This window comes from Micromonospora sp. LOL_023 (genome assembly GCF_048060115.1).
Taxonomy (GTDB): Bacteria; Actinomycetota; Actinomycetes; order Mycobacteriales; family Micromonosporaceae; genus Micromonospora_E.
Genome location: NZ_JBHMIM010000009.1, coordinates 89,067 through 113,853, shown reverse-complemented (window position 1 = coordinate 113,853; position 24,787 = coordinate 89,067). Strand labels below are relative to the sequence as shown.

Genomic DNA, 24,787 nt, shown 5'->3' with positions numbered 1-24,787 from the left:
TGCGGTCAGCCGACACCGAGACGGGCCAGCAGGTCGGCTTCCCGCTCGGGGTCGAGCCCGACCGGTGGCCGGTCGGGGCGTCGCGGCGACTGCAGGTCGAAGCCGCGCAGCCAGGCCCAGGTGTCGGCGACCGTCTCGGTCACCGGCCGGCACCGCAGCCCGGCCGCGATGACCCGGGACACGTCGCCGCGGTGCAGGAAGTCGTGCAGCTCACCCGGCGGCAGCCAGATCGGCAGCTCGGTCCAGGGTGCGAGGCCGGCGTCGGCGATCACCGCCGGGTCGGTCCACCGTAGCCGGGCAGCCGATCCGGTCACCCTTACGCAGGTCTCGAGTAGCTCACCCATCGTGGTGTGGCCGGATGAACTAACCACGTTGTACGGTCCGGACAGCCCGGCGGCGGCGGTGTCCAGCACCCAGGCGGCCAGGTCCCGGGCGTCGACGTACTGCAATGGCAGGTCAGGTGGGCCGGGGGCGAGCACCTGGCCGCCTCGGGCGATACGGGTCAGCCACCACGGCAACCGGCCGATGTCCTCGTACGGGCCGAGGATCAACCCGGCGCGGGCCAGCAGCGCCCGGTCACCGAACGCGTCGACCGCGGCCAGCTCGCCGCCGCGTTTGGCGCGGGCGTAGTCGACGTCGGCGCCGTCGTCGGCGGACGCGTCGACCAACTCAGCGTGCTCGTCCGCGCCGGCGGGCGGCGCGAACACGTACACCGACCGGCTCGACACGTAGGTGAAGTGCCGGACCCGCCCGCGCAGCAGCCGGGCCGCGTCGCGGACCACCGACGGCGCGCCCGACCAGGTGTCGACGGCCAGGTCCCAGTCACCGGTACGCAGCCCGGCGAGTCCGTCGGCGGCGGTCCGGTCCCCGACGATCACCTGCGCGCCGGCCGGTGGCGGCCGGTGCCCCCGGTGCGCCACGGTGACCGCCCAACCGCGAGTCAGTGCTTCCTCGACGACGCACCGGCCGACGAATCCCGTACCGCCCAGCATCAGCAACCGCATACCGGCCACTGTGCCGCCCGGCGCGGTCGGGCGGAAGGCCGTCACGCTCTCAGCGGAACACCGCAGGGCACCGCCGGCCGTGACGTGTCGGTGCCGGCCCGTACGGTGGGCCGGTGAACGCAGGATCACAGATCGGGCGGCTACGGCTGGCCGCGCAGCGCCTCGTCGGCGCCGACGGCACCGCGACCGGCGCGGTACGCCACCTGACGGCGATGCAGGCGCAGGACTTCCCCGGCGTCGTCGTGTCGATCGCGTTGCGGACCCGTGGCCGGAGCCGCACCGACGTCGCAGCGGCGTTCGACGCCGGCGACGTCGTCGTGTCGTGGCCGCTGCGCGGCACCCTGCACGCGGTCGCCGCCGAGGACCTCGGCTGGCTGCTGGCGTTGGGCACCCCCCGGGTGCTGGCCGGCGCGGCGGCGCGCCGCGCCGCGCTCGGCCTCGACGACGCAATGTTCGACCGGGCCCACGAGGTGGCGGTGGCGGCGCTGCAGGGCGGTCGGCGACTGCGCCGTGACGCGCTGCTGGCTGCCTGGGACGCGGCGGGGGTGGCCACCGACGGGCAACGCGGCTACCACCTGCTGTGGCAGCTGGCACAGACCGCAACGCTGTGCTTGGGGCCGCTGGTCGACGGCCGGCCGGCGATCGCGCTGGTCGACGAATGGATCCGCGCGCCGCGCCGGCTGACCCGCGACGAGGCGCTCGGCGAGTTGGCGCTGCGCTACTTCCAGGGCCACGGGCCGGCAACCGTACGTGACTTCGTCCGCTGGGCGCAGCTGCTCGCCGCAGACGCCCGGGCCGGGCTGGCGATCGCCGCGCCGCGGTTGGAGCGGGTCGTCGTCGACGGCGTCGACCATTTCCGCTGCCCACAGGTCGCCGACCGGCTCGCCGGGGCACGGGAGCAGGCCGACGGGGTGCTGTTACTGCCCGGTTTCGACGAGTTCGTCCTTGGCTATCGGGATCGCGACGCGGTGCTCGACCCGGCCTACGCGCAACGGATCGTCCCCGGCGGCAACGGCGTGTTCCGCCCGACCGTGGTCGCCGCCGGCCGGATCGTCGGCACCTGGCGGCACACCGGGCGCGGTGCCGCCCGGACGCTGCGGGCCGATCCGTTCGACCGGTTCGCCCCGGCCGTCGAGGCCGGTGCCGCCGACGCGTACGCCTGCCTGCCCTGACCCCGACCAGCCACCACGTTCGGTGACGATGAAGCTACTTCATCTGGGAAAGCTGTGTGTCGGCGCGCGCCCCGCCGCCTCGGGGTGCACGATCAATGCCATGGGTTCGTTGGATGTCAGCCTGCTGGTCTGGGCCGTCACGATCGTCGTCATCGTCGCGCTGCTCGCGTTCGACCTCGCGGTGGCGGCGTGGCGCCCACACGCCGTCGGCTTCGGCGAGGCGGTCGGCTGGTCGGTGTTCTACGTTGCGGTCGCCCTCGTCTTCGGGCTGATCTTCATGGCCTGGGCCGGCGGCGGCTACGGCACCGAGTACTTCGCCGGTTACCTGGTGGAGAAGAGCCTGTCGGTCGACAACCTGTTCGTCTTCGTCATCATCATCGGCACCTTCGCCGTGCCGGAGGAACACCAGCACAAGGTGCTGACCTTCGGCATCATCGCGGCGCTGGTCATGCGGGCCATCTTCATCGCCGCCGGCGCCACCCTACTGAACCTGTTCTCGTTCATGTTCCTGATCTTCGGCCTGCTGCTGATCTTCACCGCCGTCCAGTTGTTCCGCCACCGCGACGAGGACCCGCAGGTCGACGACAACGTGCTGGTCCGCGCCACCCGCCGGGTGTTGCCGGTCACCCCGGACTACGTCGACGGCAAACTGGTCACCCGCATCGACGGACGGCGGGTCGTCACGCCGCTGTTCATCGTGCTGATCGCGATCGGCAGCACCGACCTGCTGTTCGCCCTCGACTCCATCCCCGCCGTGTTCGGCATCACCCAGGAGCCGTACATCGTCTTCACCGCCAACGCCTTCGCCCTGATCGGGCTGCGGGCGTTGTTCTTCCTGGTGAAGGGCCTGCTGGACCGGCTGGTCTACCTGTCGACCGGACTGGCGTTGATCCTGGCACTGATCGGCGTCAAGCTGATCCTGCACTGGGGTCACACCCTCGACGACCGGGTGCCCGAAGTGGAGACCCCGGTGTCGCTGGGCCTGATCCTGGTGATCCTGACGGTCACGGTCATCGCCAGCCTGATCAAGGTCCACCGGGACCCGAGCGCCCGCGCCCACGCCGGTTCGCTGCGCGCCCACGGCGACCAGCACCGCGACGCCGGCTGAGCACGGCGGAGCCGGTCAGCCCGCCGCGCCGCGGGCCGCCCGCGCGGCCGCGATCCGGTACGCCGGGTCGCGGTCCAGGTTGTGCCGGTCCCGGTCGTAGCGGCGGGTGGTACGCGGATCCGCGTGGCCCATCGCGTCCTGCACGTCTTCCAGCGCCACGCCCTCGGCGCGGGCGGTGGTGGCGAACGCGTGCCGCAACGAGTGCGGCGACAGCCGGTCCCACGCTGGTAGTCCGGCGTCCCGGGCCAGCCGGCGGACCAGCCGGAACACGGCGTGCCGGTCGAGCCTGGCGCCGGTGGCGGTGACCAGCAGCGGACCGTCGAGTTCGTCGACCGGCACCCCGGCGGCGCGGGCCCGCCCCGCCAGGTACGCGTCGAGGGTCGCGGCGGTGTCCGGGGCCAGCGCCCGCCGCCGCGACCGGCCACCCTTGCCGACGAACCGGACGCTGCGGTGCCCGCGTTCGTGACCGACGTCGGCCACGTCGACCGAGACCAGCTCCCCGACCCGCAGCCCGAGATCGGCCAGCAGCGCGAGCACCGCGAGGTTGCGGGGGCCGCTGGGCCGGTGGTCGGCGCGGGCCGCCACGAACAGCGCGTCGACCTGTTCGGGGGTCAGGCCGATGGTGGCCGAGTGATCCCGGTTGATCCGGGGCCGGTCGGCGTCGGTGACCGGGTTGGCCGGCACCGCGCGCAGCCGCACCAGGAACGCGTACCAGCTGGACAGGGCGGACAGTTTGCGGGCCACCGTCGCCGGTGTCAGCAGCCGGCCACTGCGGGAGTCTACTGTGGCTTCGAGGGTCCGGGCGTACTCGTTGAGATCGAGGAAGGTCGCCCGCAGCGGGTCCATGTCGATGCCGGCGCACCAGGTCAGCCAGGCGGTCACGTCACGGCGGTACGCCGCCCGGGTGTGCTCGGACAGCCGGCGGTTACGCAGCCACGCATCGGTGAAGTCGACCGGGGTGGCGCTGGCGGCCACGCCGCGGCCGTTCTGGCGGGGGATGAGGCCGGACGCGGTGGGGCGACTCATCGCAGCAGGATGCCTGAGCCGCCGCCGCGACGCACCGTCGAAACGCCGCGTGGTGATCATTTTCCGAGGGTCGGTCAGCCGGACGACGTCGGTGGCCGGCGGCGGCACCGGGCTCAGGACATCCGCACGACCTGCCCGGTGACGTAGCGGGCCTGATGTGCGGCGAGCAGCGTGACGACCTCGGCTACGTCCTCCGGCCGGGCGATCCGGCTCAGCGGACTCGACCCGGTGACCTGCTCGGCGACCTCCGGGGTCACCCAGCCGGTGTCGGTGACCGGCGGGACGACGATGTTGGCGGTCACCCCGTACGGGGCGAGTTCGGCGGCGGCCGACATCGTGTAGTTCTCCTGGGCGGCCTTGGCCGCACCGTAGGAGACCTCCTCGGGGAAACCGTGCGGGCCGCCCGAGCTCAGCCCGACGATCCGCCCCCAGGTCGCCTTGCGGGCCAGGTGCCGGCGGGCGAACTCGGCGATCATCAGCGCCGGAGCCCGGGCATCGACGGCGAACTGCCGGTCGAAGGTGCCCGCGTCAACCGGGGCCAACGGACGACCGAACCGGTCACGGATGTCCGGCCGGAACGTGTCACTGAGCCAGCCGCTGGCGTTGTTGACCAGGATGTCGACCGGCCCGAACGAGGCAGCGGCCTCGTCGAACAGCCGGGCCGGGGTAGCCGGGTCGGCCAGGTCGGCCTCCACAGCGAGCGCCTTGCCGCCGGCGGCCATGATCCGCTCGACGACGCTCTGTGCGCCCTGGGCCCGGGCACGACCGTACTGGGCCGGAAACGACGGATCGTCGGCGTAGGGCGCCGGGTCCATCCGCAGGTACGTGGCGAGCACCGCCGCGCCCTGGGTGGCCAGGGCGAGCGCGATCGCCGCACCGATGCCCTGGTTGGCACCGGTGACGATGGCGACGCGCCCACCGAGCCGGGGATCGATCATCCCTGTTCTCCTTCCGTGACTACCGCGCAGGTCGGGTGGCGGTCTGGTGCGTCCTGCGGCTCACATGGAAGGTCGGGCTCCGCTGCGTCGGGACACCTGCCGGTCCAGGATGCCGCCTGGACCGCGATGCCGCGACCGGTTTCGGGCTTGTCCCCCGCCCGGCGGTGCCGCCGGGCGGGGGCCGATGAATGAATGGTGGTGTCAGTTGCTGAGCTGTCGGCGGCTGTCGTCGGCGACGGTGACCGCCACCCGGCGGGGCTTGGCGCGCTCGGCCACCGGGATGCGCAGTGTCAGTACCCCCGCCTCGTAGCCGGCCTCGATCTTGTCGGTGTCGAGGGTGTCGCCGAGGAACAGTTGCCGGGTGAAGGTGCCCATCGGGCGTTCGGCGGCGACCAGCTCGACCTTCTCCCCGCCGGGGCGCTGCCGCTGGGCGCGCACGGTGAGCACGTTGCGCTCCACCGTGCACTCGATGCTGTCCGGGTCGACGCCGGGCAGGTCGAACGCGGCGTAGAACCAGTCGCCGTCGCGGTAGGCGTCCATGTGCATGACGGCCGGCCGGGCCGCGGTGCCGAAGAACTGCTCCGCGATCCGGTCGATCTCACGAAACGGGTCGGTGCGCATCAACATTGTCGGACCTCCTCACGGTGCGGACCTCTCCCATAAGTTGAGCCCCTGAGACTCAACTTATCTATAGCTATAGCGCGCAACTCTCGGCGTCGTCAAGTTGACTCACCCACGTGACAAACCGGTCGACGAGTCCCGCGTCGGCGACACCGTCCGCCGGCCGGCCGGACCGTGGACCCCCACCGTGCACACCTTCCTCACCCACCTGGGGGACGTCGGATACGAGGGGGCGCCACACCCGCTCGGCATCGACGCCGAGGGACGCGAGGTGCTGACCTACGTACCGGGGTGGTGCCCTGGCCGGACCGGTTCGACCTGCTCGATCCCGACGCCGCGCTGCGCCGCGTCGGAAAACTGGTCCGTGACCTGCACGATGCCGCCGCCACCTTCAGCCCGCCAGCGGACGCGGTGTGGCAGCGGCTCATCCCACCAGAGGGCGCAGACCTGGTCATCCACCACGACCTCGCGCCCTGGAACCTGGTCGTCGGCGCGGCGTGGGCGTTCATCGACCCTGGCAACGGCCCGACGCCGCCCGCCGGCTCCGGATCCTCGCCGACGCGTACGGACTCGACGAAGGCCAGCGCCGTGACCTCGTCCCGCTGCTGGCCCGCCGGACCCGGTCGATGCACGACTTCCTCGCCGCGCAGTCCGCCGCCGGCGTACCGCCGTGGTCGCGGCTCTGGCGCGAGGGACACGGCGACATCTGGCGTCGCGACGCCGACCACATCGGCGCGAGGGAAGCCGACTGGGCGGCCGCGCTGCTGGACTGACGACGTCCGGCCACCTGGCCGCCGGGTCACCCGGCGGCGATGCGCTCCTCCAACTGCGTCAACCGCTGGGTGATCGGCGCAAGCTCACGGCGGATCAGCGCCGTGACCGCCGTCACCGGGTCGGCTCCGGCCGGTGTGGCGGCAGCCCCGGCGCCGGTCGAGGTCGCGGACTGGGCGCGCAGATGCACGTACCCGGCCAGGGCCGCGGCGACCGCCCGCCGGGTCGACTTCAGCTCGACGCCCAGCCCGCGCAGCACCTGGCCGGCGACACCGTCCGGCTCGGCGATGAGACCGAGCAGCAGGTGCTCACAGCCGACGTAGTTGTGTCCGAACGACGTCGCCTCGGTCACCGCGAGCTCGAGGGCGTTCGCGCCGGTGCCGCTGAACCGCATCGCCACATCCGCCGGCCCGGCCGGCTCCGGTGCCGCTGCGGCAAGCGCGGCCGTGACCTGTGCCGGCTGCACCTCCACGGCCCGCAGGACCCGTAGCCCGAGGTTGTCGCCCTCGTCGAGCATCGCCGCCAGGAGATGGCCGGTGCCGACCTGCGACACGTCGGCGGACTGTGCCTGTGCCCGGGCCAGCAGCAGCACGTCGCGGGTCCGCGCGGTCAGCTGGGGCAGCCTGGCCGCCAACTGCTCGGCGTCCAGATCGGCCAGCGCGGTGTCGCGGATCGCGGTGATCCGGCGGACGGCCTGCTCCAGTGCGCGTTGGCAGACCGCCGACACCGGCACGCCGGTGTCGCGGACCGCGTCGGCGAGGTCGTCGGGCAGGTAGACGTTGATCTTGGGCATCACGGTCGCCTCCTCTGGTGGTGTGGCAGGAAGACCATCCTAGTACGTGTAACCCCAGTGTGGTTATATCTGTGGGGTTACACGTACTCGTGCGTGCCGGCACGACTCCGTCCGCGTACCCGGCCGTCGCCACGCACCCAGGCTGTCGGCAACAATGGCGAACGTGTCGTCGTCACCACCGCAGCGGGCCGTGCGGTACGTGGCGGCCCGCTGCGCCGGCCCCGCGCTGGACCCGACCCTGCCGGTCACCCTGAACTTCCACCCCGACCGGCCGGTTGGTGGACGGACGGTCATCGAGGCGCTCGCCGACGACGGCCGATACCTGTCCCAGTTCGCCACCGCGATCAGCAACGGCGGCCTCACCGCACACCCCGGCGGGGACCGCTGGCGCTGGGAGAGCCGCATGTTCGGCGGCGCCTACGACGACGCGGACCCACACGAGCGACCGGTGTACGGCGCACTCGACCACCGGCGGCGGCCCCGCGGCGGCGCACCCCGGTTCGGGTCGAGCTATCTGCTGCTGACCGGCGCCGTGCTGGCCCGGTGCACCTTCTGCTACCCGGACAGCGTCTTCGCGCCGACATCGTTCGGCGTCGCCGCCCGCTGCGACCTGATCGACCTGGCCGACGCCGACACCCCCGCCGATCCGCTCGACCACTACGTCGAGGCCCACGTGCACGGGCCGGTCCGGCTCGACCGCGACGTCACCGCGCTGGTACTCGACGCGTCCTACCGGGGCAGCCCGGTCGAGACCGCGAGCCGCCGGCTGCCCTGCCCGGTGCGGTGGCATCCGGGCTTCCGACTCGACGTGGCCGACCTGCGCCGCACCGCCGCCTACCGGGGACCCCGCTACGCCGAGCTCGGTGCCCGCATCGCCGTGGACGGCTGGCTCACCCCACGGATCATCGGCGACGCCGCCCGGACCGGCAGCCACGACCCGCAGGACCTCAAACGCGTCTGGCACTACCTGGCCCGGTTCGGCGCGCCGGCGTCGGGCGGCAGCTCAGCGAGGTCGGCAGGCCTGTACGAGCACCCGACGCGCGTGCGCCACGAAGACCCCGTCCGTTGCGATCCGCCGATGCAGCGCCGCCAACCGGTCCCGGAACCGTTCGACGGTGAACCCCGGCACCGTCCAGACCACCTTGCGCAGGAACACGACCACCGCGGCGATGTCGAAGAACTCCATCCGTAGCGTGGTGGCCGCAGGTCGACGACCCGCAGCCCGGCGCCGGTCGCCGCCGCGCGGATCCACTCCGGTCGCTGGTCGTCGCGGACCGGCTGCGGACCGGTCAGGAAGTCCCGCAACTCACCCACCGAGTCCGGGCCGACCTGCTGGGACAGGTACGTGCCGCCGGGCGCCAGCACCCGGGCCACCTCCGGCCAGCGCACCACGGTCGGATGCCGGCTGGTCACCAGGTCAAAACAGCCGTCGACGAACGGCAGATCGGCGTCCTCGGCGCTGCGGAGCACCCGGCCGCCGAGCGCCGCGTTCGGCGGCCAGCCCTCGGTCGCCACCAGCAGCAGCGGTGCCGACGCGATGCCGGCCAGCACCTCGCCGCCGCCGGTCTGCAGATCCACCGCCCGCCGGGCACCGGCCATTTGACGGCCCAACAGGTCCGCGTACCCCCAGGGTGGCCGCTGTTCGGTGGCCCGGCCGGTGAACCAGGAGAAGTCCCATCCGTCCACCGGTACGGCCGACCCCTCGGCGATCAGCTCGTCGAACGTTTTCATCGACATTGCGCGATCCTGCGCCCGTCCGCCACGGCTGGGCAACCGGTTACCGGCCGTGGTGGTGGTGGCGCGAGTCGTCAGCTCCCGGTCGGTGGCGCGCTCATCGCCGCCGCCAGGACGTCAAGCGTGCTCTTGCAGATATGCCCGCACCTTGTCCAACAGGGCTGGATTCTCCTCGACCGCCGACGTCACCAGGTTGCAGCGGTGACAGAGCAACCGCCGGACGGCTCCGCTGCGCTTGTCGTGGTCCACTGCCAGGCGCCGAGGTGCCCCGCCACGCCCACGGGCGGTCTCCAGCTGACCGCAGATCGCGCACCGCCCCTGCTGCTCGGCCAGCATCGTCTCGTACCGCGCGGATGTCAGGTCGTACTTCTCGCGCAGGACCTGCGCGTGTGAGACGCGGTCGCCGTCCGTGACCGCGTAGCGATCACGCTTGTACGTCGAGATGCAGGCCTTGCACGGCCTGCGGGGCAGTGCCGAGTGCAGCTGGTCGTAGAAGGCCTTGCGCGGCTTCGTCTCCCCGCACTTCCGGCAGAGCACCTGGTCGTCACCCACGACTACACCATACAGCTAGTGTGTTGTTGTCACATAACTGTCATTATGGTGTTCGAACCTAGGCGGGCCACGCGGTCCGGATAATTATCGTATTGTCATTTACGACAATACGATAATTGGCGTCGGTGGGGTTCCCGGTACGGCAGGAGGTCCCCCGCGAGCTTTGCCCGCCTCGTAAGATCAGGGTCGTGACCACTCGGCTGGCGTGGGTCTCCGCTCGGGATGCTCGTGGACGCGACGCCGACGAACCGCTGGCCGTGCCCGCGCTGCAGCGCGCAGGAATCGCCGTTGATGTGGTGGTGTGGGACGACCCCGCTGTGCGGTGGGCCGACTACGACCGGACCGTTGTGCGTTCGACCTGGGACTACGCCCAGCGGCTCGGACAGTTCCTGACCTGGCTGGAGACCGTGGAACAGGTGACGGACCTCCGCAACCCGTCACCGATGCTGCGGTGGAACCTGGACAAGCGCTACCTCGCCGACCTCGACCGGGCCGGCGTACCCGTCACGGAAACCACGTTCATGGAGCCGGGAGACCGTCCACACTTTCCCGTCGGGGACTTCGTGGTGAAGCCGGCGGTCGGCGCGGGCAGCCGCGGCGTTGCCTCGTACGGGCCGACCCAGCACGACATGGCGCGCGTACACGTGCGCAGATTACAGAAGGCCGGTGTCAGCGTGCTGGTCCAGCCACTACTGAGCTCGGTGGCCATCGACGGCGAATGGCCGCTCGTCTTCTTCGCCGGCAGGTACAGCCACGCTGCGAACAAACGGGTGGTGCTGCCCCGCGCCGGCACGATCGACGACCTGTTCGCGGATGAGACCAACGCACCACACGTTGCCGACGCCGAACAGATCGTGGTAGCCCAGAAGGCCGTCGACGTCGTGGCGGCCCGGTTCGGCGTTCCGCTCTACGCCCGTGTCGATCTCGTACGCGACGACCAGGGCCTGCCACGCGTCCTGGAGTTGGAACTGGTGGAGCCCTCCCTGTTCCTGCCGCAGGCGTCGGCGGACGCGCTCGGACACTTCGTCGCCGCCTTGGGTGCCGGGTGAGGGCGCTCCAGGGCACGGGCCGCTCCCGCCAGAGTCACTTCACGCCGGCGACCCTCGCGAACTCCGCGAGGAGCTGACCGTCGATCTTCTCGACGTACGGCAGCTCGCGGTCGTGGAGAACATCCTCCACGGGTCCGGCCACGCCAAGTGCTCCTGGGACCGACCACTACACTTGCGCGGCGATGGACACCCCGCCGCTTCCGGCCCCCGACCACGCGACCCGGCCCTGCGCACACTGCGGCACGCCGGTGCCGCAGCGGGCCGCGGCCGGCCGACCCTTCCGCTACTGCCGGGACAACGACGGTGCCTGCCAGCGGGCGTCGCGCGCCAACCGGATGCGCCGACGCGACGCACCCGGTCTCGCCGGGCAGGTCGCCCGCAGCTGGGAACTCGTCGACCGGCTCGACCAGATGGTCGGCACCCTCGCCGAGACGCTGCACGCCGAACTCTCCCCCGCCGGCGTGGAACGCAGCATCGCCGAGGTCCGGGCCGAAGCCGCAGCGACCCTCGCCGGCGCCCAGACTGAACGCGACGAGGCCCGCCAGGCCGCCGACACCGCCACGGCAGCCGCCGCCCGCGCCCACCAGGCTGCCTCGGCGGCCGCCGCCGAGGCAGCGGCCGCCGAGGCACGGGCCCACGCCGCCGCCGAGGCCGCACAGGCCGCCCGTCGTCAGGCCGACGCGGCGCAGGCCGGACAGGTCGCCGCCGACCAGCGCGCCGGCACCGCCGACGCGCTGCGACAGCAGGCCGAAGCGGATCGCGACGCCGCCCGCGCCGAACTGGAGACTGCGCGGACGCGACGCGACGAGGACCGCCGGATGATCGACGAGCTGACCCGCGACATCGCCGCCGCCCGGGTAGCCGTCACTGATGCCACCGCCGCCGCCGAGGCCGCCGACGCGGTACGGGAACAGGCCGAGCACCAGCGGCGCCTCGCACAGTCCCGGGCCGACCAGGCGGCCGCCGACGCCGACGCCGCGCACGGCCAGGCCGACGCGCTACGCGCCGAACTGCAGCGCACCAGGGCCGACGCCGAGCAGTCGCAGCGGTACGCCGACACCGCCCGCGCCGACATCGTCCAGGCCCGGGCGGCCGCCGACACAGCGACCCGGCAGGCCGATCAGTGCCAGGCCAGGATCGTCGAGTTGACAGCCGCGCTCGACGCCGTCCGAGCGGAACGGGACGCCGCCCTGACCCGTACCGCCGAACTGTCCCGCCAGGTCGGCGACCTCGCCACCGCCGTCGCCGCACTCAGCAGCAGCGCCGGCACTCACCACCCGCCAGGCTCGACCACCCCGGCCGGACAGTGACCTACATCGCACCCGCCCGGGCGTCGGTGTGCCAAACTTCGTTAACACGACGTTTCACCGGGACGACGGTGGTACCACCGTCAGGTGGCACGGCATCAGCGGGCATCGGCCGGATACGCTCGCATACGTCCAGCCCTGGCGCACTGTCGCCGGGCAGCGCCACCGACTGCGGGAATCGACCACCCCGCGCTCATCGTTACACCTGAAGACCAGCACCACGACCGAGGGGAAAGCCGATCATGGGCGAGCGCATGCTGCGCGGAAGCCGTCTGGGAGCAGTCAGCTACGAGTCCGACCGCAACACGGAGCTCGCGCCGCGCCAGACCCGCGAGTACCTCTGCGCCAAGGGCCACCAGTTCGAGGTCCCGTTCGCCGTCGACGCTGAGGTCCCGGTGACCTGGGAATGCAAGTTCGACGGCAGCGTCGCGCGGCTGGTCGACGGCAGCGAACCAGAGCAGAAGAAGGCCAAACCTCCGCGCACCCACTGGGACATGCTGCTGGAGCGGCGGTCCATCGCCGAACTCGAGGACATCCTCGCCGAACGCCTGCAGGAGGTCCGCAACCGCCGCGGCGGTGTGTGAACCTCGCCGCCAAGGCTCTGCGCCCATGATGAACGGCACGCAGACGTCCCGAAACGGACACAGGACCCTGACGGCCATCTCGGCTGTCAGGGTCCTGTGATGTCAGCCCAAGAATCACCGGGGGTCGACGATCTCCCCTTCGATGGCCGAACCGGCACCGGGCGATCCCGCCGCCGAGCCGGCATCGGCGGTACCGTCAGCATCCGCCGCGGCGGCCCGCCCCGATGGTGGGTACACCCGCACCCGTCGCGGCCCGAACACGTCACCTGCCATCGACGACGGCATCCGGCGCTCCGCCGCCACCTGAATACGTCGCCGCACCAGCCGGCGCACCGGCGGCACCGCCAGCACCGTGCCGAACACCCCGCTGACCAGGCCCGGAATCGCCAACATCAACCCGGCGACCAAGCCCAGCAGTCCGTCGCTGACCTGCTCACCCGGCGGTCGCCCGGCCTGGGCCGCCGCCCGGAAACTACGCCAAGCACGCATCCCCTCACGCCGCAGCAGCATCATCCCGGCCAGCGACGCCACCAACACCAGCAGCGCCGCCCAACCGATGCCGATCTGCTGTACCAACAGCACGAAAACGACGATCTCCAGCGCCAGCCCCGCCGCCAGCGCCAGCGGGATCAACCGCACTCCCCGGCGCATGTCACCTCCCGCATACGTGGCGTGGCCTCACCTGTCCAAGTGTGACACGGCCCGCCGTCACGGCCAGCGCGCCGCCGACGTGTCCCGCCGCCGACCGGTCAGCCCGTCACGGCGGGCCCGAACCCCCCAGACGGTCACCCGCCACAGCGCCTCACGCACGATCGAGGCGTTCATCTTGCTGGCACCCTGCTCCCGCTCCGCGAACGTGATCGGGACCTCGACGATCCGGAAACCCTCGCGGTACGCCCGCCAGGTCAACTCCACCTGGAACGAATAGCCCTGCGACGACACGCTCGCGTAGTCGATCTTGTCGAGGACGGCGAGCCGGTACACCCGGTACCCGCCCGTCGCATCACGCACCGGCATCCCGAGCGCCAGCCGCGTGTACAGATTGCCGCACTGTGACACCAGCCACCGGTGCCGCGGCCAGTTCAGCACCTCACCGCCGGAGACCCACCGCGACCCGATCACCACGTCGGCCCCACGAGCCGCATCCAACAGCCGTGGCAACTGCTCAGGCGCATGCGACCCGTCGGCGTCCATCTCCACCACCGCGTCATAGCCGCGCTGCCCCGCCCAGCCGAAGCCCGCCACGTACGCCGCACCCAGACCCTGCTTACCCGGCCGGTGCAACACGAAGACCTGACCATCGGCGGCAGCCAGCTCGTCCGCCAGCGCTCCCGTCCCGTCCGGTGAGTTGTCGTCGGCGATCAGCACGTCGGCCTGCGGCACCGCAGCACGGACCCGCTCGGTGATCGACCGAACGTTGTCCGCCTCGTTGTAGGTGGGGATCACCACCAGCACCCGACGGACCCCCGGGTAGCCCTCCGCTCCGTCGCCCGCCGACACTGCCTCGCTCACCGTGCCTCCGTAACTGAGCCGGCCACCCGCCGCCGCAGCCATACCGCCACAGCGACGACAGCGCCGGCGAGAACCACCAACACCATCTCGGGCCAGACACCTGCCCGAGTCGCAAGAGTACGCGTCGCCCCCAGCTCCAACTCACTCACCACGGCAGCCGCGGTGTTGAACTCGGTCGGCTGCGACACCCGCCCATTCTGATCGACAAACGCCGATATGCCAACGGTTGACACCATCAGACCGTCCCGGCCATGCTCCACCGCCCGCAACCGCACCATCGCCAACTGCTGACCAGCCTCCGCCACATCGAACGTCGCGTTGTTGGTCTGCACCGCCAACACCTGCGCGCCACCGGTCACCGTGTCCCGAACCAGACCGTCGTATGCCACCTCGAAACAGATGATGCCGCTGACCGACACCGACCCCAGCCGCAATACACCCGGCGACGAACCAGCGACAAAGTCGGCCCGGACCAGATCCACCTGTTTCGTGACCATACGCGCCAGCCGCCGCATCGGCACATACTCCGCGAACGGCACCGGATGCCGCTTCACATACACCTGCTCGACATCGCCCGCCGAACCCGGCTCCCACACCAGGCTCACGTTACGTACCTCACCGGCCGCCGGACCGTACGACAACGCCCCCACCAGGATCGGCACCCCGATCGCCGTCGCCGCCTCGTCGATGCTCGCCGCCGCCTGGGCGTCCTGCAACGGATCCACGTCACTGGCGTTCTCCGGCCACACCACCAGGTCCGGCGCCGGCACCTCACCCGCCGCCACCCGAGACGCCAACCGCAGCGTTCCCTGCACATGGTTGTCCAGCACCGCCCGCCGCTGCGCGTTGAAGTCCAACCCCATCCGCGGCACATTGCCCTGCACGATCGCCACCGTGACCGACCCCGACGACCCGCCACCGAGGGGAACCAACGCACCCACCGCCAACAGACCCGCCGCGACGAGCATCCCGCCGACCGCCGGCACCAACCCCGGCCCCCACCGCCACCGCCACCGCCGCCACATCGCCGCCGCCAACACCCCACCGCAGACCGCCACCACGAACGTCACCAGCGGAGCCCCACCCACCGAAGCCCACGGCAACGCCGGCGAATCACCCTGACTGAACGCCAACCGCCCCCACGGAAAACCCCCGAACGGGGTCCGACCCCGCAACGCCTCCTGCCCCACCCACAACAACCCGGTCACCAGCGGCCACGCCACCAACCTCCGTCGATCCACCACTGGCGAGACGAAAGCCGCGACCGCCCCCAACAACGCCAGGTAACTGGCCTGCAAACCCGACAACAACACCCACGGCAGACTCCCCGTGTGCAGATTCGTCCAACTCAACAACGGTGCGAAGAACACCACCCCCGCGACGAAACCCAACCCGGCGCCCGCCCGCAGCCGACGACGGTGCACCGCCACCGCCAACGCCGCCACCCCCACCGGCGCCGCCCACCACCAGCCGTACGGCGGAAACGCCACCAGCAGCGCCACACCCGACAACACAGCCAGCCCCACCGCCCACGGCAACCCCACCGCGGCACCACCGGCCACCACCGGCACCGAACCCGGCCGGGACGCGGCCCGCACCTCATCCACCATCGCCACGTCGAGCCCCACCCCACCGAGGCCACCGACCACGGCAGCCAACCGACACGTCCGACGAAGGCTACCGGCACGCAGCCCCGACGACGACACGCCGACGACCGCCCCACGTGGAAGAAAGAGAAATCGGGGCACGGCCGATCGGCCGTGCCCCGCGCTCCCAGGCCCCTCCCCCGCCGGTGCGGCAGGACACCCGTACGGCGACCTTCGGACCGACCGACCGGGAACTGGCTGCCCCCGGCGGGCCGTTGTCTACTGGCCCCGCACGACCACCTGCCCACACACCGGAAAGTCGCGGCCGGTCCGCGCCGCCTCGCCGACCCTCGCCCGCTGGACCTGGCCGATGCGGAAACCCCCTGTGGTCAGCCCACATGCGGTACACCGCACTGCGACACACCGTCGCTCGGCCAGCGGACGAAGAAACGAAGCGAACAACAGCCGCTTCCCGTGGTAGGACTCAAAGACGGTACGCGGGCGACCCCCCGTGCTGTCAACCCGCCCCAGGGCGTCGCAGCCCCCCGTCGGCGTGTCGCACCGGCGCGTCCAACGACCCCGGCGCGTCACCCGCCACGACGGCCCTACCGCCCCGCCAACACGTACCGCCGCAACAGACCCGCCGCCGCCCCCGGATAATCCACCGACAACAGCCCCGCCGCCGCCAACACGTACACCGAATCGACCACTGGCACCGCCGCCCTCGGCACCAGCCAACCACCCGCCCGGTCGCCGGCCACCGAGCGCAACACGTCGACTGCCGCGGCCACGCCCACCCGCCGCAACACCCCACCCGAGCCAACCAGCCACCGGACCCGCCGCAGATCCCGGCCACTGCCCGGCAACTCCTCCTGCGCCCGCGCATGCCGCCGCACCGCCACCAAGGCTGCCAACTCCACCAACCGCAGATCCACCGACCGGGCAGCCTCGTCGACCGCGACCAGGCCCGGATCCGCCACCCGTGCCGCCGCCGGCCCCGCCAACGCCGCCGCCTGCTCCGGCCCGATCAGCCGTTCCGCGACCGCCGCAGCCACCACCCCACCCGCCCCGGCCCGAACCCCGAGGTCCCCCTCGACGGTGCGCGACTGATCCCACCAGCCCGCCACCGGCACCCCGACCACCGGCTCATCCGCCGCCGGCTGCGAATCCGCACCCACCACCGAATACACATCCGTCGTCGCACCACCCACATCGACCACCAGCAGATCAGCCTTCGCGCAACCCGCCAGCAACGCCACCCCGGACAACACCGCATCCGGAGTCGCCGCCCGCACCACCTGGCCGAACCGCCCGTCGACCGACAAACGTCCACCGCCGATCACCGACCGCAGAAAGACCTCACGCACCGCCGCCCGGGCCGACCCCGGTGCCAACACCCCCAACCTCGGCAGCACGTTGCCGGCGGCCGTCACCGCCACCCCCGCACCGGCCAGCGTCGCCACCGCCGCCGGACACGCCACCACGTTGCCCGCCACCACCACCGGCACCGCCAACCCGGCCGCCGCCAGCGAGCCCGCGTTGTGCAGCAACACCTGCGCGTCCCCACCGTCCGTGCCGCCAACCAGCAACACCACATCCGGCCGTGACTCCCGCAGCAGCGCCAACCCCGCCGCGTCGAGCAGCCCAGCCACCACCGACACCACCTGCGCCCCCGCCGACAACCCCACCCGCACCCCGGCCCGCGCCGTCACCAACGGCTCATAGCCCACCACCGCCAACCGCAGACCCCCACCGGCCGACGAACACACCAGCCACGGCACCGACTCCACCCCACCCGACTCCGCCCCACCCGACACCGCCGCGCCCGCCGCGCGCACCGCCGCCGCCAACCCGTCCCACACGTCACCCCCCACCGTCGTCGGACACGCCGCCGCCCCCAGCAACACCCCGTCCGCCGAATCGACCACCACCGCCTTGGTGAACGTCGACCCCACGTCGGCGCAGACCACCACACTCACCCAGCCTCACCCACCGCCGGCACCACCACCGTGCCCACCGCGGTGACCGCCACCAACGGCGGCGTCACCACCCCTGCCGCCGACACCGACACCTCCGGACACCCCCGACACACCACCAGACACTCGAACCGCACCGTCCGACTCCGGGTCCCCACCCGCGTCACCGTGCCGCACGCCTGCACCACGTCACCAGCCCGCACCGGCGCCACGAACCGCACCTGCTCATAACCGGCGAACAGCCCCTCGTCACCGTCACCCCGGATACACAACTCCGTCGCCACGTCACCGAACAACCCGAGGACGTACGCCCCGTCGACCAGACCACCGGCGTAATGCGCATGCCCGTACGGCACGTACCGCCGGTGCGTCACCGACAACCCCACCACCGCGCTCACGACGGCACCCCCCGCGTCTTCGCCAACACCGCATGCACCAGATAGCTCGCCACCTCACGCGGCGTCGCCCCACGGCCGAAGATCCGATCCACCCCCAACCCGGCGGCCATCAGCTCATCGAACCTCGGGCCACCCACCACCAGCAACGGACGCCGCGACGCCGGCACCGCCTCCCGGAACGCCGCCGACAACTCCCGCACATTGTGCAGATGTGCGTCCCGCTGCGACACCACCTGAGACACCAGCACCGCGTCCGCGCCCACCCGCACCGCCTCCTCCACCAGTTCCGCCACCGGCACCTGCGCCCCCATGTTCGTCACCACGAACTCCCGGTAGTACTCCAGGCCCTTCTCACCCGCGATCCCCTTCACATTCAAGATCGCATCGATACCGACCGTGTGCGCGTCCGTACCGATACACGCCCCCACCACCGACAACCGCCGCCCCAGACCCGACCGCACCGCCGCGTTGACCTCCGCCGCCCCCAACAACGGGAAATCCCGCTCCACCACCCGCACCGCCGACATGTCCACCAGATGACCAACCCGGCCATACACCACGAAGAACGTGAACCCCACCCTCACCGGCGCCGCGTGCACCACCATCGCCGGATCGACGCCCATCTTCCCCGCCAACAGCAGCGCCGCGCCCTCGGCCCGCTTGTCGTGCGGCACCGGCAGCGTGAACGACAACTGCACCATCCCGTCACCCGTCGTGTCCCCGTACGGGCGCACGACCTCACCCACGGCCAGCACCGACCCGGACGTCAGCGGCAGCCTCCAGCAACTCCGACACCGGGTTGAGATAGTCGCCCGCCTGCACCACCACCCCGTCACGACCCTTGCCGCCATCCGCCGGCCGACGCATCACCCCGAACGTGCCCTGGGCGATCGCCGTCAACAGCGAATCGTCGACGACCCGACCCAACAGAGCCACCGCCTCGCCCAACACCTGACCAGCCCGCCGCACGATGAACCCATCCGGAGCCGGCACGAAATCCTCCGCCAGCCCACCCGCCGCACCCAACACGTACCGCACGTTCTGCAAAGCGATGGCCCGATCACTGAGCCACGGCGTCGCCACCGCCTCCGTCATCATCCCCACCAGCAGGATCCCCTGCCCGGTCAACACCCCCGCCAAATTGAAGAACCCGTTCAACAGATTTCCCCGGAACACATCCCCCGTCATGTGCCGGGTCGGAGGCATCCACTTCAACGGCGCCTCCGGAAACAACTCCCGCGCCAACAACGCATGCGCCAACTCCAGCCGGAACGACTCCGGAACCAACGGATCTATCTCAAAGGCATGCCCCAACCCCAACTGCCAGTCCGCCAGTCCCGCCTCCCGGGCGAAATACTCGTTCAGCAACTGCGACACCGTCACCGTATGCGCAGCATCCACCGCATCAGCCGTCGTGAGATAGTTGTCCTCCCCCGTGTTGATGATGATCCCGGCCCGCGCGTGCACCTGACGCGAAAATCGCTGATCCACGAAAGTCCGAACGGGATTTATGTCCCGGAACAGAATCCCGTACATCGAATCGTTCAACATCATGTCCAGCCGCTCCAGACCCGCCAGCACCGCCATCTCCGGCATACACAACCCGGACGCGTAATTCGTCAACCGAACATAACGCCCCACCTCACCCGAAACCTCGTCCAACGCCGCCCGCATCAGACGAAAGTTCTCCTGCGTCGCATACGTCCCCGCGAAACCCTCCCGGGTCGCCCCCTCCGGCACGTAGTCCAGCAACGACTGCCCAGTCGACCGAATCACCGCCACCACATCCGCACCCGCCCGAGCAGCCTCCTGCGCCTGCGGAATGTCCTCGTGGATGTCCCCCGTGGCCACGATCAGATACACCCACGGCCGACGCGGCGGATCCCCCCACCGCCCCACCAACCGCTCCCGCTCCACCCGCTGCCGGTCGATCCGCGCCACCCCCGCCGCCGCCAACGACCGTGCCCACCCCCGAGCCGCCTCCCCTGCTCCACCCGCCGGCACCTCGAACCGCACCGCCCCCGCCGCCGCCTCCTGCGCCAACCCCGTCAACGCCGCCGCGTCGACCCGGTCCACCCCTGAACGCAGCACCGCGTCACACACCGGCACCGCCACCCCGTGGCCCAACCCCACCTGCTCGGCCACCACATCCACCAGCCGGTTCACCCACGGAATGCCCTCCGCGTCCGCCCCGGCGACCCCCATCACCCGCAACACCGCCCGCTCCACCGACACCGTCGTACGCGACCGCGCCAACTCCACCACCGGTGCCCCAGCGCGCGCCGCCAACTCCCGCGCCCGCGCAACCAGCGCAGGATCCAGCCCCAGCAGACCACTCACCGCACACCCACCGGCTCGCCCAGATCCGACGCCACGAAGATCTCCCGCCCCCGCGACACCGTCCGCAGACACCGCGGCAACGGCGTCGGATCAGCCGGCCCCCGCAACGCCGGATCGTCCGCCACCAACACCGGCAACCCATCCGCCGACACCCCCGCCGGCGCCGACCACACCGCGAACGTCGCCGCCGCCCCCAACGCCAACACACCCTCCTGCGACGTCTGCACCACCCCCGGCGGCAACGCCCGCCACCCACCACGGGTATGCGCGGCGAACGCCGACCGCACCCCCAACCTCGACGACGGATTGAAATGCGACACCGCGGCCCGCACCGTCCCCCAGGGATCCAACGGCGTCACCGGCGAGTCCGACCCGAACGCCAACGGGACCCCCACCCCGTGCAACGCAGCGAACGGATTCGACGCCAACGACCGACCCACCCCCAACCGGGCCGCGTACATCTGGCTCTCCCCACCCCACAACCGGTCGAACGCCGGCTGCACACTCGCCACCACGCCGAACTCCACGAACGCCGCGATCACCCTCTTGTCCACCATCTCCACGTGCTCCACCCGGTGCCGACCCGCCCGCAGCCGCTCCACACCCACCTCACCGGCGGCCAACGCGAAACCGTCCGCCACCGCCGCCACCGCCGCGTCGCCGATCGCGTGGAACCCACCCTGCAACCCGGACCCGACACAATCCACCAGATGCGCCGCCACCTGACCGGCGTCCAGGAAAGCCGTCCCGCAACCCCCACCGTCGGAGTACGGCTGCGACACGAACGCCGTACGCGAACCCAACGCCCCATCCGCGTACAGATCACCACCCGCGGCCACCGCACCCAGCTCCCGCGCCCGCGCCGCCCCCAACAACTCGCCCCAGTAGCCGTACACCTCCGGCAACCCGTCACCCGACAGCGCCAACACCCCGGTGAAGTCCGCCTCCGACGACGTCCCCGGCCCACCACACTCGTGCACCGCAGCGATCCCGAGCCCCGCCGCAGCCGACAACGCCGCCCGCTGCGCCGCCGCCCGCTGCGCCGACCCCAACGACCCGAACGCCACCGCCCGCACCGCGTGGTGCTCCTCGCCCCGCACCCAGCCATCACCATCGGCCGACAACCCCGGCGCCGCCGCCAACATCGCCGACGACACCAACGCCGACGACACCAACGCCGAATGGATCGACGCCTGCGACAGATACACCCGCCGCCCACCCGCCGCGACCGACAACCGCCGAGCGTCCGGCGGCACCGGACGCCGCCACGTCGACTCGTCCCACCCGTGCCCCAACACCACCGCCTCCGCCGGCAACCCCGCCGCGAACCCGGCCAGCCGGTCCAACAACTCGTCCGCCGACCGCACCCCCGACAGACCCAGGCCGGACAAGACCAGACCGGTGTCCGTCGCATGCACATGCGCGTCGACGAACGCCGGCGTCACCACCGCGCCGCCCAACTCCACCACCACGTCCGCGCGAGGAGCATCCGCGTCCAGCCCCAGCCAGGCGATCCGGCCCGCCCGCACCAGCAACGCCGTCGCCCCCGGCTGCGCCGGGCAGTACAACCTGCCACCCCGGTACAACACCGCCGGCAGATCGACCCGATCCGCCCCGCCAACCATCACCCGAGTCGTCATGACGTTCAGTCTGCCGTGAGGCGGGCCTCGAACAGACCTCGCACGCCCGGCTCAGAAGTCAACAACCGCAGCGCCAACTCCGCATGCCCCGGCACGAACCCATTTCCCACCAGCAACGTCACATCCGCCGCCAACCCCTCGGCACCCAACGCCGCCGCAGAAAAACTCGTCGCCATCGAGAAGAAGACCACTGTTCCGCCGTCCGCCGTGGCCAGCACCGCACCATGCTCACACCCCGCGACGTCGACACAGACCACCGTCACATCGGCCGCCGACCCCAACGCCGCCCGTACCGCAGCCGACACCGCCACCGGGTCCCGGGCGTCCGCGACCACCGTCGCCGCGGCCAGGCCGGCACTCACCAACCGGTCCCGCTCCGACCCGGTCGGCACCACCGCCACCGTACGGCCGGCACCCGCCCGCCGCGCCGCGGCCAACGCCAACGAACCGCTCTTGCCGGCACCACCGAGCACCGCGACCCGGACCCCGACCCGGGGATCCGCCGGCAGTTGCGCACGCACCACCCGGTCGGTCAGCGCCGGGGCGCCACACACGTCCAGCACCGCCAACGCCAGCGGCTCCGGCAGGTCGGGCGGCAGGACCGCGACCACCGTACGGCCGAAGAGGATGGCATGGCCCTCACACGGAACCTGCTCGCTGTCACCACGCCAACCGGCCAGGCCGTCCGTGACCGCCAACGGCGTCAACGTCAACGAGACCAGGCTCGCCACCCGGTCACCCACCCGCACTCCAGCGGTCGCCATCGGGCCGACCGCCTCGACCGTGCCGATCAGCATCCCACCGGACCCGGTCACCGGGTTGTGCATCTTGCCCCGCCGCCCGATTATGTCCAGCACCTCTGCCCTGATCTCCGGGCCGACCCCACCGTGCTTCTCCCGCAACTGCCGGAAGCTGGCCGCGTCCAAGTTGAGCCGCTCGACCCGGATCCGGATCTCGTCGGCCCCGACGCGCGGGTCGACGTTCAACCGCCACGCCGCCTGCGGCAACACCCCGACCGGCTCCAACACCCGGTGCAGTCCGACCGGTGACGTCACCGCGCACCTCCTCCGCTAGGCAGCCAGACCGATCCGCTAGGAAGCCAGACCAACAGAACCCAACTTCAGGCCTGACGGAACAGGAAGACTTACGGCAGAATAGTGACTCTTCGAAAGAATATCCAGCTACCTCCGGAGCGTCCGTCGAGGCGAACCGGCCAGGAGGACCGATGCCGCAACCCATCTCGGCAGGCACCACGCCGGTCACCGCCGCTCAGCCGTACGAGTACCGCCGGCGCCCGCTCGTCGAACCCGACTGGACTCGCCTACCTGGCTGGCGCCACGTCACCATCGACCAGTGGCACAGCGCGCAGTGGCAGCGAGCGCACTGCGTCAAGAACATCGGCCAACTCCACGCCGTCCTGGGCGACCTCGTCGACGACGCCTTCTACGCCGACCTCACCGCCGACCAGAACCACCACGCGACCATGTCCATGCTGATCACCCCCCAGATGATCAACACGATGGTCCCGGCGGCGGCACCGGACACCGACACCCTGCGCGCCGACCCCGTCCGGCGGTACATGCTCCCGCTGGCCAGCGATCGCCGCACCGACTGGCCGTCGCATCCGTACGCCAGCCGCGACTCGCTCCACGAACACGACATGTGGGTAGCCGAAGGTCTCACCCACCGCTACCCCACCAAGGTGCTTGCCGAACTGCTCGCCACCTGCCCGCAGTACTGCGGGCACTGCACCCGGATGGACCTGGTCGGCAACTCCACACCCACAATCGACAAACTGCGACTCACCCTCAAACCGACCGCCCGCTACCAGGCCCAACTCGACTACCTGCGGTCCCATCCCGGTGTACGTGACGTGGTCGTCTCCGGCGGCGACGTCGCCAACCTGCCGTGGCGGCACCTTGAGACCTACCTGCAGCAGCTACTGGAAATCGACACCATCCGCGACATCCGGCTCGCGACGAAGGCACTCATGGGCCTACCCCAGCACTGGTTGCAGCCCGAGGTCGTCGCGGGCCTCGAACGAGTCGCCCGGGTAGCCGCCGACCGCGGGGTCAACCTCGCCATCCACACGCACGTCAACCATCAGCAGTCACTGACCCCACTGGTCGCCCAGGCGGCCCAGGCCGCGCTGGACGCCGGAGTCCGGGACGTACGCAACCAGGGAGTTCTGATGCGCGACGTCAACGCCGATCCGGGCACCCTGCTCGACCTCTGCTTCGCACTCCAGGGCGAAGCAGGCATCCTGCCCTACTACTTCTACCTGTGCGACATGATCCCCAACGCCGAACACTGGCGGGTCCCCGTCTGGGCCGCACAGCAACTCCAGCACGACATCATGGGCTACCTGCCCGGCTATGCCACCCCGCGGATCGTGTGCGACGTGCCTCTGGTGGGGAAGCGGTGGGTACACATGCTCACCGAGTACGACCGGGAGCACGGCATCTCCTACTGGACCAAGAACTACCGCACCTCGCTGGACAGCGACGACTCACTCGATCGGCGCTACCCGTACTACGATCCGATCGACACCCTGCCCGACTCCGGAAGACAATGGTGGTCGCGGACCCTCACCGCCTCGCACGGATGACCTGACGCCCACCACGATCAAGCATCGGGGCTGTGGGTCACTTCGCGAAGTGACCCACAGCCCCGATG

General features: G+C 71.3%; 23 protein-coding genes and 2 pseudogenes. 8 read left to right on the top strand and 17 right to left on the bottom strand.

Translation table 11 applies throughout. The features are described 5' to 3' along the window. Positions 1-5: 5 nt before the first annotated feature. A complete protein-coding gene (locus ACFHVL_RS07315) occupies positions 6-1,004 on the bottom strand; it encodes a reductase (protein WP_416626404.1) in 999 nt (332 codons plus the stop codon). A gap of 113 nt (positions 1,005-1,117) precedes the next feature. Between ACFHVL_RS07315 and ACFHVL_RS07310 the strand changes: the two genes are divergently transcribed. Next, positions 1,118-2,176 (top strand): winged helix DNA-binding domain-containing protein, encoded by a 1,059-nt coding sequence (locus tag ACFHVL_RS07310; RefSeq protein WP_416626403.1) that lies wholly within the window; start codon positions 1,118-1,120, stop codon positions 2,174-2,176. A 100-nt stretch (positions 2,177-2,276) separates the two neighbouring features. Then, positions 2,277-3,284: a TerC family protein gene (locus ACFHVL_RS07305; RefSeq protein WP_416626401.1), complete on the top strand. Its 1,008-nt coding sequence runs from the start codon at positions 2,277-2,279 to the stop codon at positions 3,282-3,284. Between the two features lie 15 nt (positions 3,285-3,299). Here ACFHVL_RS07305 and ACFHVL_RS07300 read toward each other — a convergent pair whose 3' ends face one another. The 4 genes from ACFHVL_RS07300 to ACFHVL_RS07285 all read right to left on the bottom strand — a co-directional run bounded on the left by ACFHVL_RS07300 (position 3,300) and on the right by ACFHVL_RS07285 (position 6,328). Beyond that, positions 3,300-4,310 carry a tyrosine-type recombinase/integrase gene (locus ACFHVL_RS07300; RefSeq protein ID WP_416626400.1) on the bottom strand — a complete coding sequence of 337 codons (1,011 nt, stop codon included), beginning with the start codon at positions 4,308-4,310 and terminating at the stop codon, positions 3,300-3,302. Positions 4,311-4,423: 113 nt separating this feature from the next. Next, the gene (locus tag ACFHVL_RS07295) at positions 4,424-5,248 is read right to left on the bottom strand and encodes an SDR family NAD(P)-dependent oxidoreductase (protein WP_416626398.1); all 825 of its coding nucleotides are present in this window, start codon (positions 5,246-5,248) and stop codon (positions 4,424-4,426) included. Positions 5,249-5,449: 201 nt separating this feature from the next. Next, positions 5,450-5,875 carry an Hsp20/alpha crystallin family protein gene (locus ACFHVL_RS07290; RefSeq protein ID WP_416626396.1) on the bottom strand — a complete coding sequence of 142 codons (426 nt, stop codon included), beginning with the start codon at positions 5,873-5,875 and terminating at the stop codon, positions 5,450-5,452. A 273-nt stretch (positions 5,876-6,148) separates the two neighbouring features. After that, a complete protein-coding gene (locus ACFHVL_RS07285) occupies positions 6,149-6,328 on the bottom strand; it encodes a hypothetical protein (RefSeq protein WP_416626395.1) in 180 nt (59 codons plus the stop codon). A 38-nt stretch (positions 6,329-6,366) separates the two neighbouring features. Between ACFHVL_RS07285 and ACFHVL_RS07280 the strand changes: the two genes are divergently transcribed. Continuing rightward, on the top strand, positions 6,367-6,642 hold the full coding sequence (locus ACFHVL_RS07280; RefSeq protein WP_416626394.1) for a hypothetical protein: 276 nt from the start codon (positions 6,367-6,369) through the stop codon (positions 6,640-6,642). Positions 6,643-6,668: 26 nt separating this feature from the next. Here the strand turns inward: ACFHVL_RS07280 and ACFHVL_RS07275 are convergent, their stop codons facing one another. Beyond that, entirely contained in the window at positions 6,669-7,433 is a 765-nt protein-coding gene (locus ACFHVL_RS07275) for a Clp protease N-terminal domain-containing protein (protein WP_416626447.1), read from the bottom strand. Between the two features lie 154 nt (positions 7,434-7,587). On the opposite strand from ACFHVL_RS07275, the pseudogene ACFHVL_RS07270 reads away from it, so the two are divergent. After that, a pseudogene (locus ACFHVL_RS07270) lies at positions 7,588-8,325 on the top strand (DUF3626 domain-containing protein); the annotation flags it as partial. 111 nt (positions 8,326-8,436) lie between these two features. On the opposite strand, the pseudogene ACFHVL_RS07265 reads toward ACFHVL_RS07270, so the two are convergent. Further along, a pseudogene (locus ACFHVL_RS07265) lies at positions 8,437-9,164 on the bottom strand (class I SAM-dependent methyltransferase). Positions 9,165-9,284: 120 nt separating this feature from the next. After that, a complete protein-coding gene (locus ACFHVL_RS07260) occupies positions 9,285-9,719 on the bottom strand; it encodes an endonuclease domain-containing protein (RefSeq protein ID WP_416626392.1) in 435 nt (144 codons plus the stop codon). Between the two features lie 188 nt (positions 9,720-9,907). Here ACFHVL_RS07260 and ACFHVL_RS07255 point away from each other — a divergent pair, with 188 nt between their 5' ends. From ACFHVL_RS07255 to ACFHVL_RS07245, 3 genes are all read left to right on the top strand, one after another. Further along, complete coding sequence (locus ACFHVL_RS07255) at positions 9,908-10,768, top strand: ATP-grasp domain-containing protein (protein WP_416626391.1); 861 nt, start codon at positions 9,908-9,910, stop codon at positions 10,766-10,768. 182 nt (positions 10,769-10,950) lie between these two features. Continuing rightward, positions 10,951-12,078, top strand: a complete 1,128-nt coding sequence (locus ACFHVL_RS07250) for a serine/threonine protein kinase (protein ID WP_416626390.1) — start codon at positions 10,951-10,953, stop codon at positions 12,076-12,078. A gap of 239 nt (positions 12,079-12,317) precedes the next feature. Beyond that, positions 12,318-12,659, top strand: a complete 342-nt coding sequence (locus ACFHVL_RS07245) for an RNA polymerase-binding protein RbpA (RefSeq protein ID WP_123601539.1) — start codon at positions 12,318-12,320, stop codon at positions 12,657-12,659. A 114-nt stretch (positions 12,660-12,773) separates the two neighbouring features. On the opposite strand, the gene ACFHVL_RS07240 is transcribed toward ACFHVL_RS07245, so the two are convergent. The 9 genes from ACFHVL_RS07240 to ACFHVL_RS07200 form a co-directional block, all read right to left on the bottom strand. Next, positions 12,774-13,310, bottom strand: a complete 537-nt coding sequence (locus tag ACFHVL_RS07240; RefSeq protein ID WP_416626388.1) for an FxsA family protein — start codon at positions 13,308-13,310, stop codon at positions 12,774-12,776. Between the two features lie 57 nt (positions 13,311-13,367). Beyond that, a complete protein-coding gene (locus tag ACFHVL_RS07235; protein ID WP_416626387.1) occupies positions 13,368-14,171 on the bottom strand; it encodes a polyprenol monophosphomannose synthase in 804 nt (267 codons plus the stop codon). Continuing rightward, positions 14,168-15,781: an apolipoprotein N-acyltransferase gene (gene lnt / locus ACFHVL_RS07230; RefSeq protein ID WP_416626445.1), complete on the bottom strand. Its 1,614-nt coding sequence runs from the start codon at positions 15,779-15,781 to the stop codon at positions 14,168-14,170. Before lnt ends, ACFHVL_RS07235 begins: the two co-directional genes overlap by 4 nt. A 581-nt stretch (positions 15,782-16,362) precedes the next feature. Beyond that, a complete protein-coding gene (locus ACFHVL_RS07225; RefSeq protein ID WP_416626386.1) occupies positions 16,363-17,736 on the bottom strand; it encodes a glutamate mutase L in 1,374 nt (457 codons plus the stop codon). After that, complete coding sequence (locus ACFHVL_RS07220; RefSeq protein ID WP_416626384.1) at positions 17,733-18,131, bottom strand: hotdog domain-containing protein; 399 nt, start codon at positions 18,129-18,131, stop codon at positions 17,733-17,735. The genes ACFHVL_RS07225 and ACFHVL_RS07220 overlap by 4 nt, the downstream gene beginning before the upstream one ends. Then, complete coding sequence (locus tag ACFHVL_RS07215; protein WP_416626382.1) at positions 18,128-18,877, bottom strand: OAM dimerization domain-containing protein; 750 nt, start codon at positions 18,875-18,877, stop codon at positions 18,128-18,130. The genes ACFHVL_RS07220 and ACFHVL_RS07215 overlap by 4 nt, the downstream gene beginning before the upstream one ends. Next, positions 18,870-20,471, bottom strand: a complete 1,602-nt coding sequence (locus ACFHVL_RS07210; RefSeq protein ID WP_416626381.1) for a lysine 5,6-aminomutase subunit alpha — start codon at positions 20,469-20,471, stop codon at positions 18,870-18,872. The genes ACFHVL_RS07215 and ACFHVL_RS07210 overlap by 8 nt, the downstream gene beginning before the upstream one ends. Beyond that, positions 20,468-22,111, bottom strand: a complete 1,644-nt coding sequence (locus ACFHVL_RS07205; RefSeq protein WP_416626380.1) for an amidohydrolase — start codon at positions 22,109-22,111, stop codon at positions 20,468-20,470. The genes ACFHVL_RS07210 and ACFHVL_RS07205 overlap by 4 nt, the downstream gene beginning before the upstream one ends. A 5-nt stretch (positions 22,112-22,116) precedes the next feature. Further along, complete coding sequence (locus ACFHVL_RS07200; protein ID WP_416626379.1) at positions 22,117-23,166, bottom strand: zinc-binding alcohol dehydrogenase; 1,050 nt, start codon at positions 23,164-23,166, stop codon at positions 22,117-22,119. Positions 23,167-23,336: 170 nt separating this feature from the next. Between ACFHVL_RS07200 and ACFHVL_RS07195 the strand changes: the two genes are divergently transcribed. Continuing rightward, positions 23,337-24,719: a KamA family radical SAM protein gene (locus ACFHVL_RS07195; protein WP_416626378.1), complete on the top strand. Its 1,383-nt coding sequence runs from the start codon at positions 23,337-23,339 to the stop codon at positions 24,717-24,719. Positions 24,720-24,787: the final 68 nt, after the last annotated feature.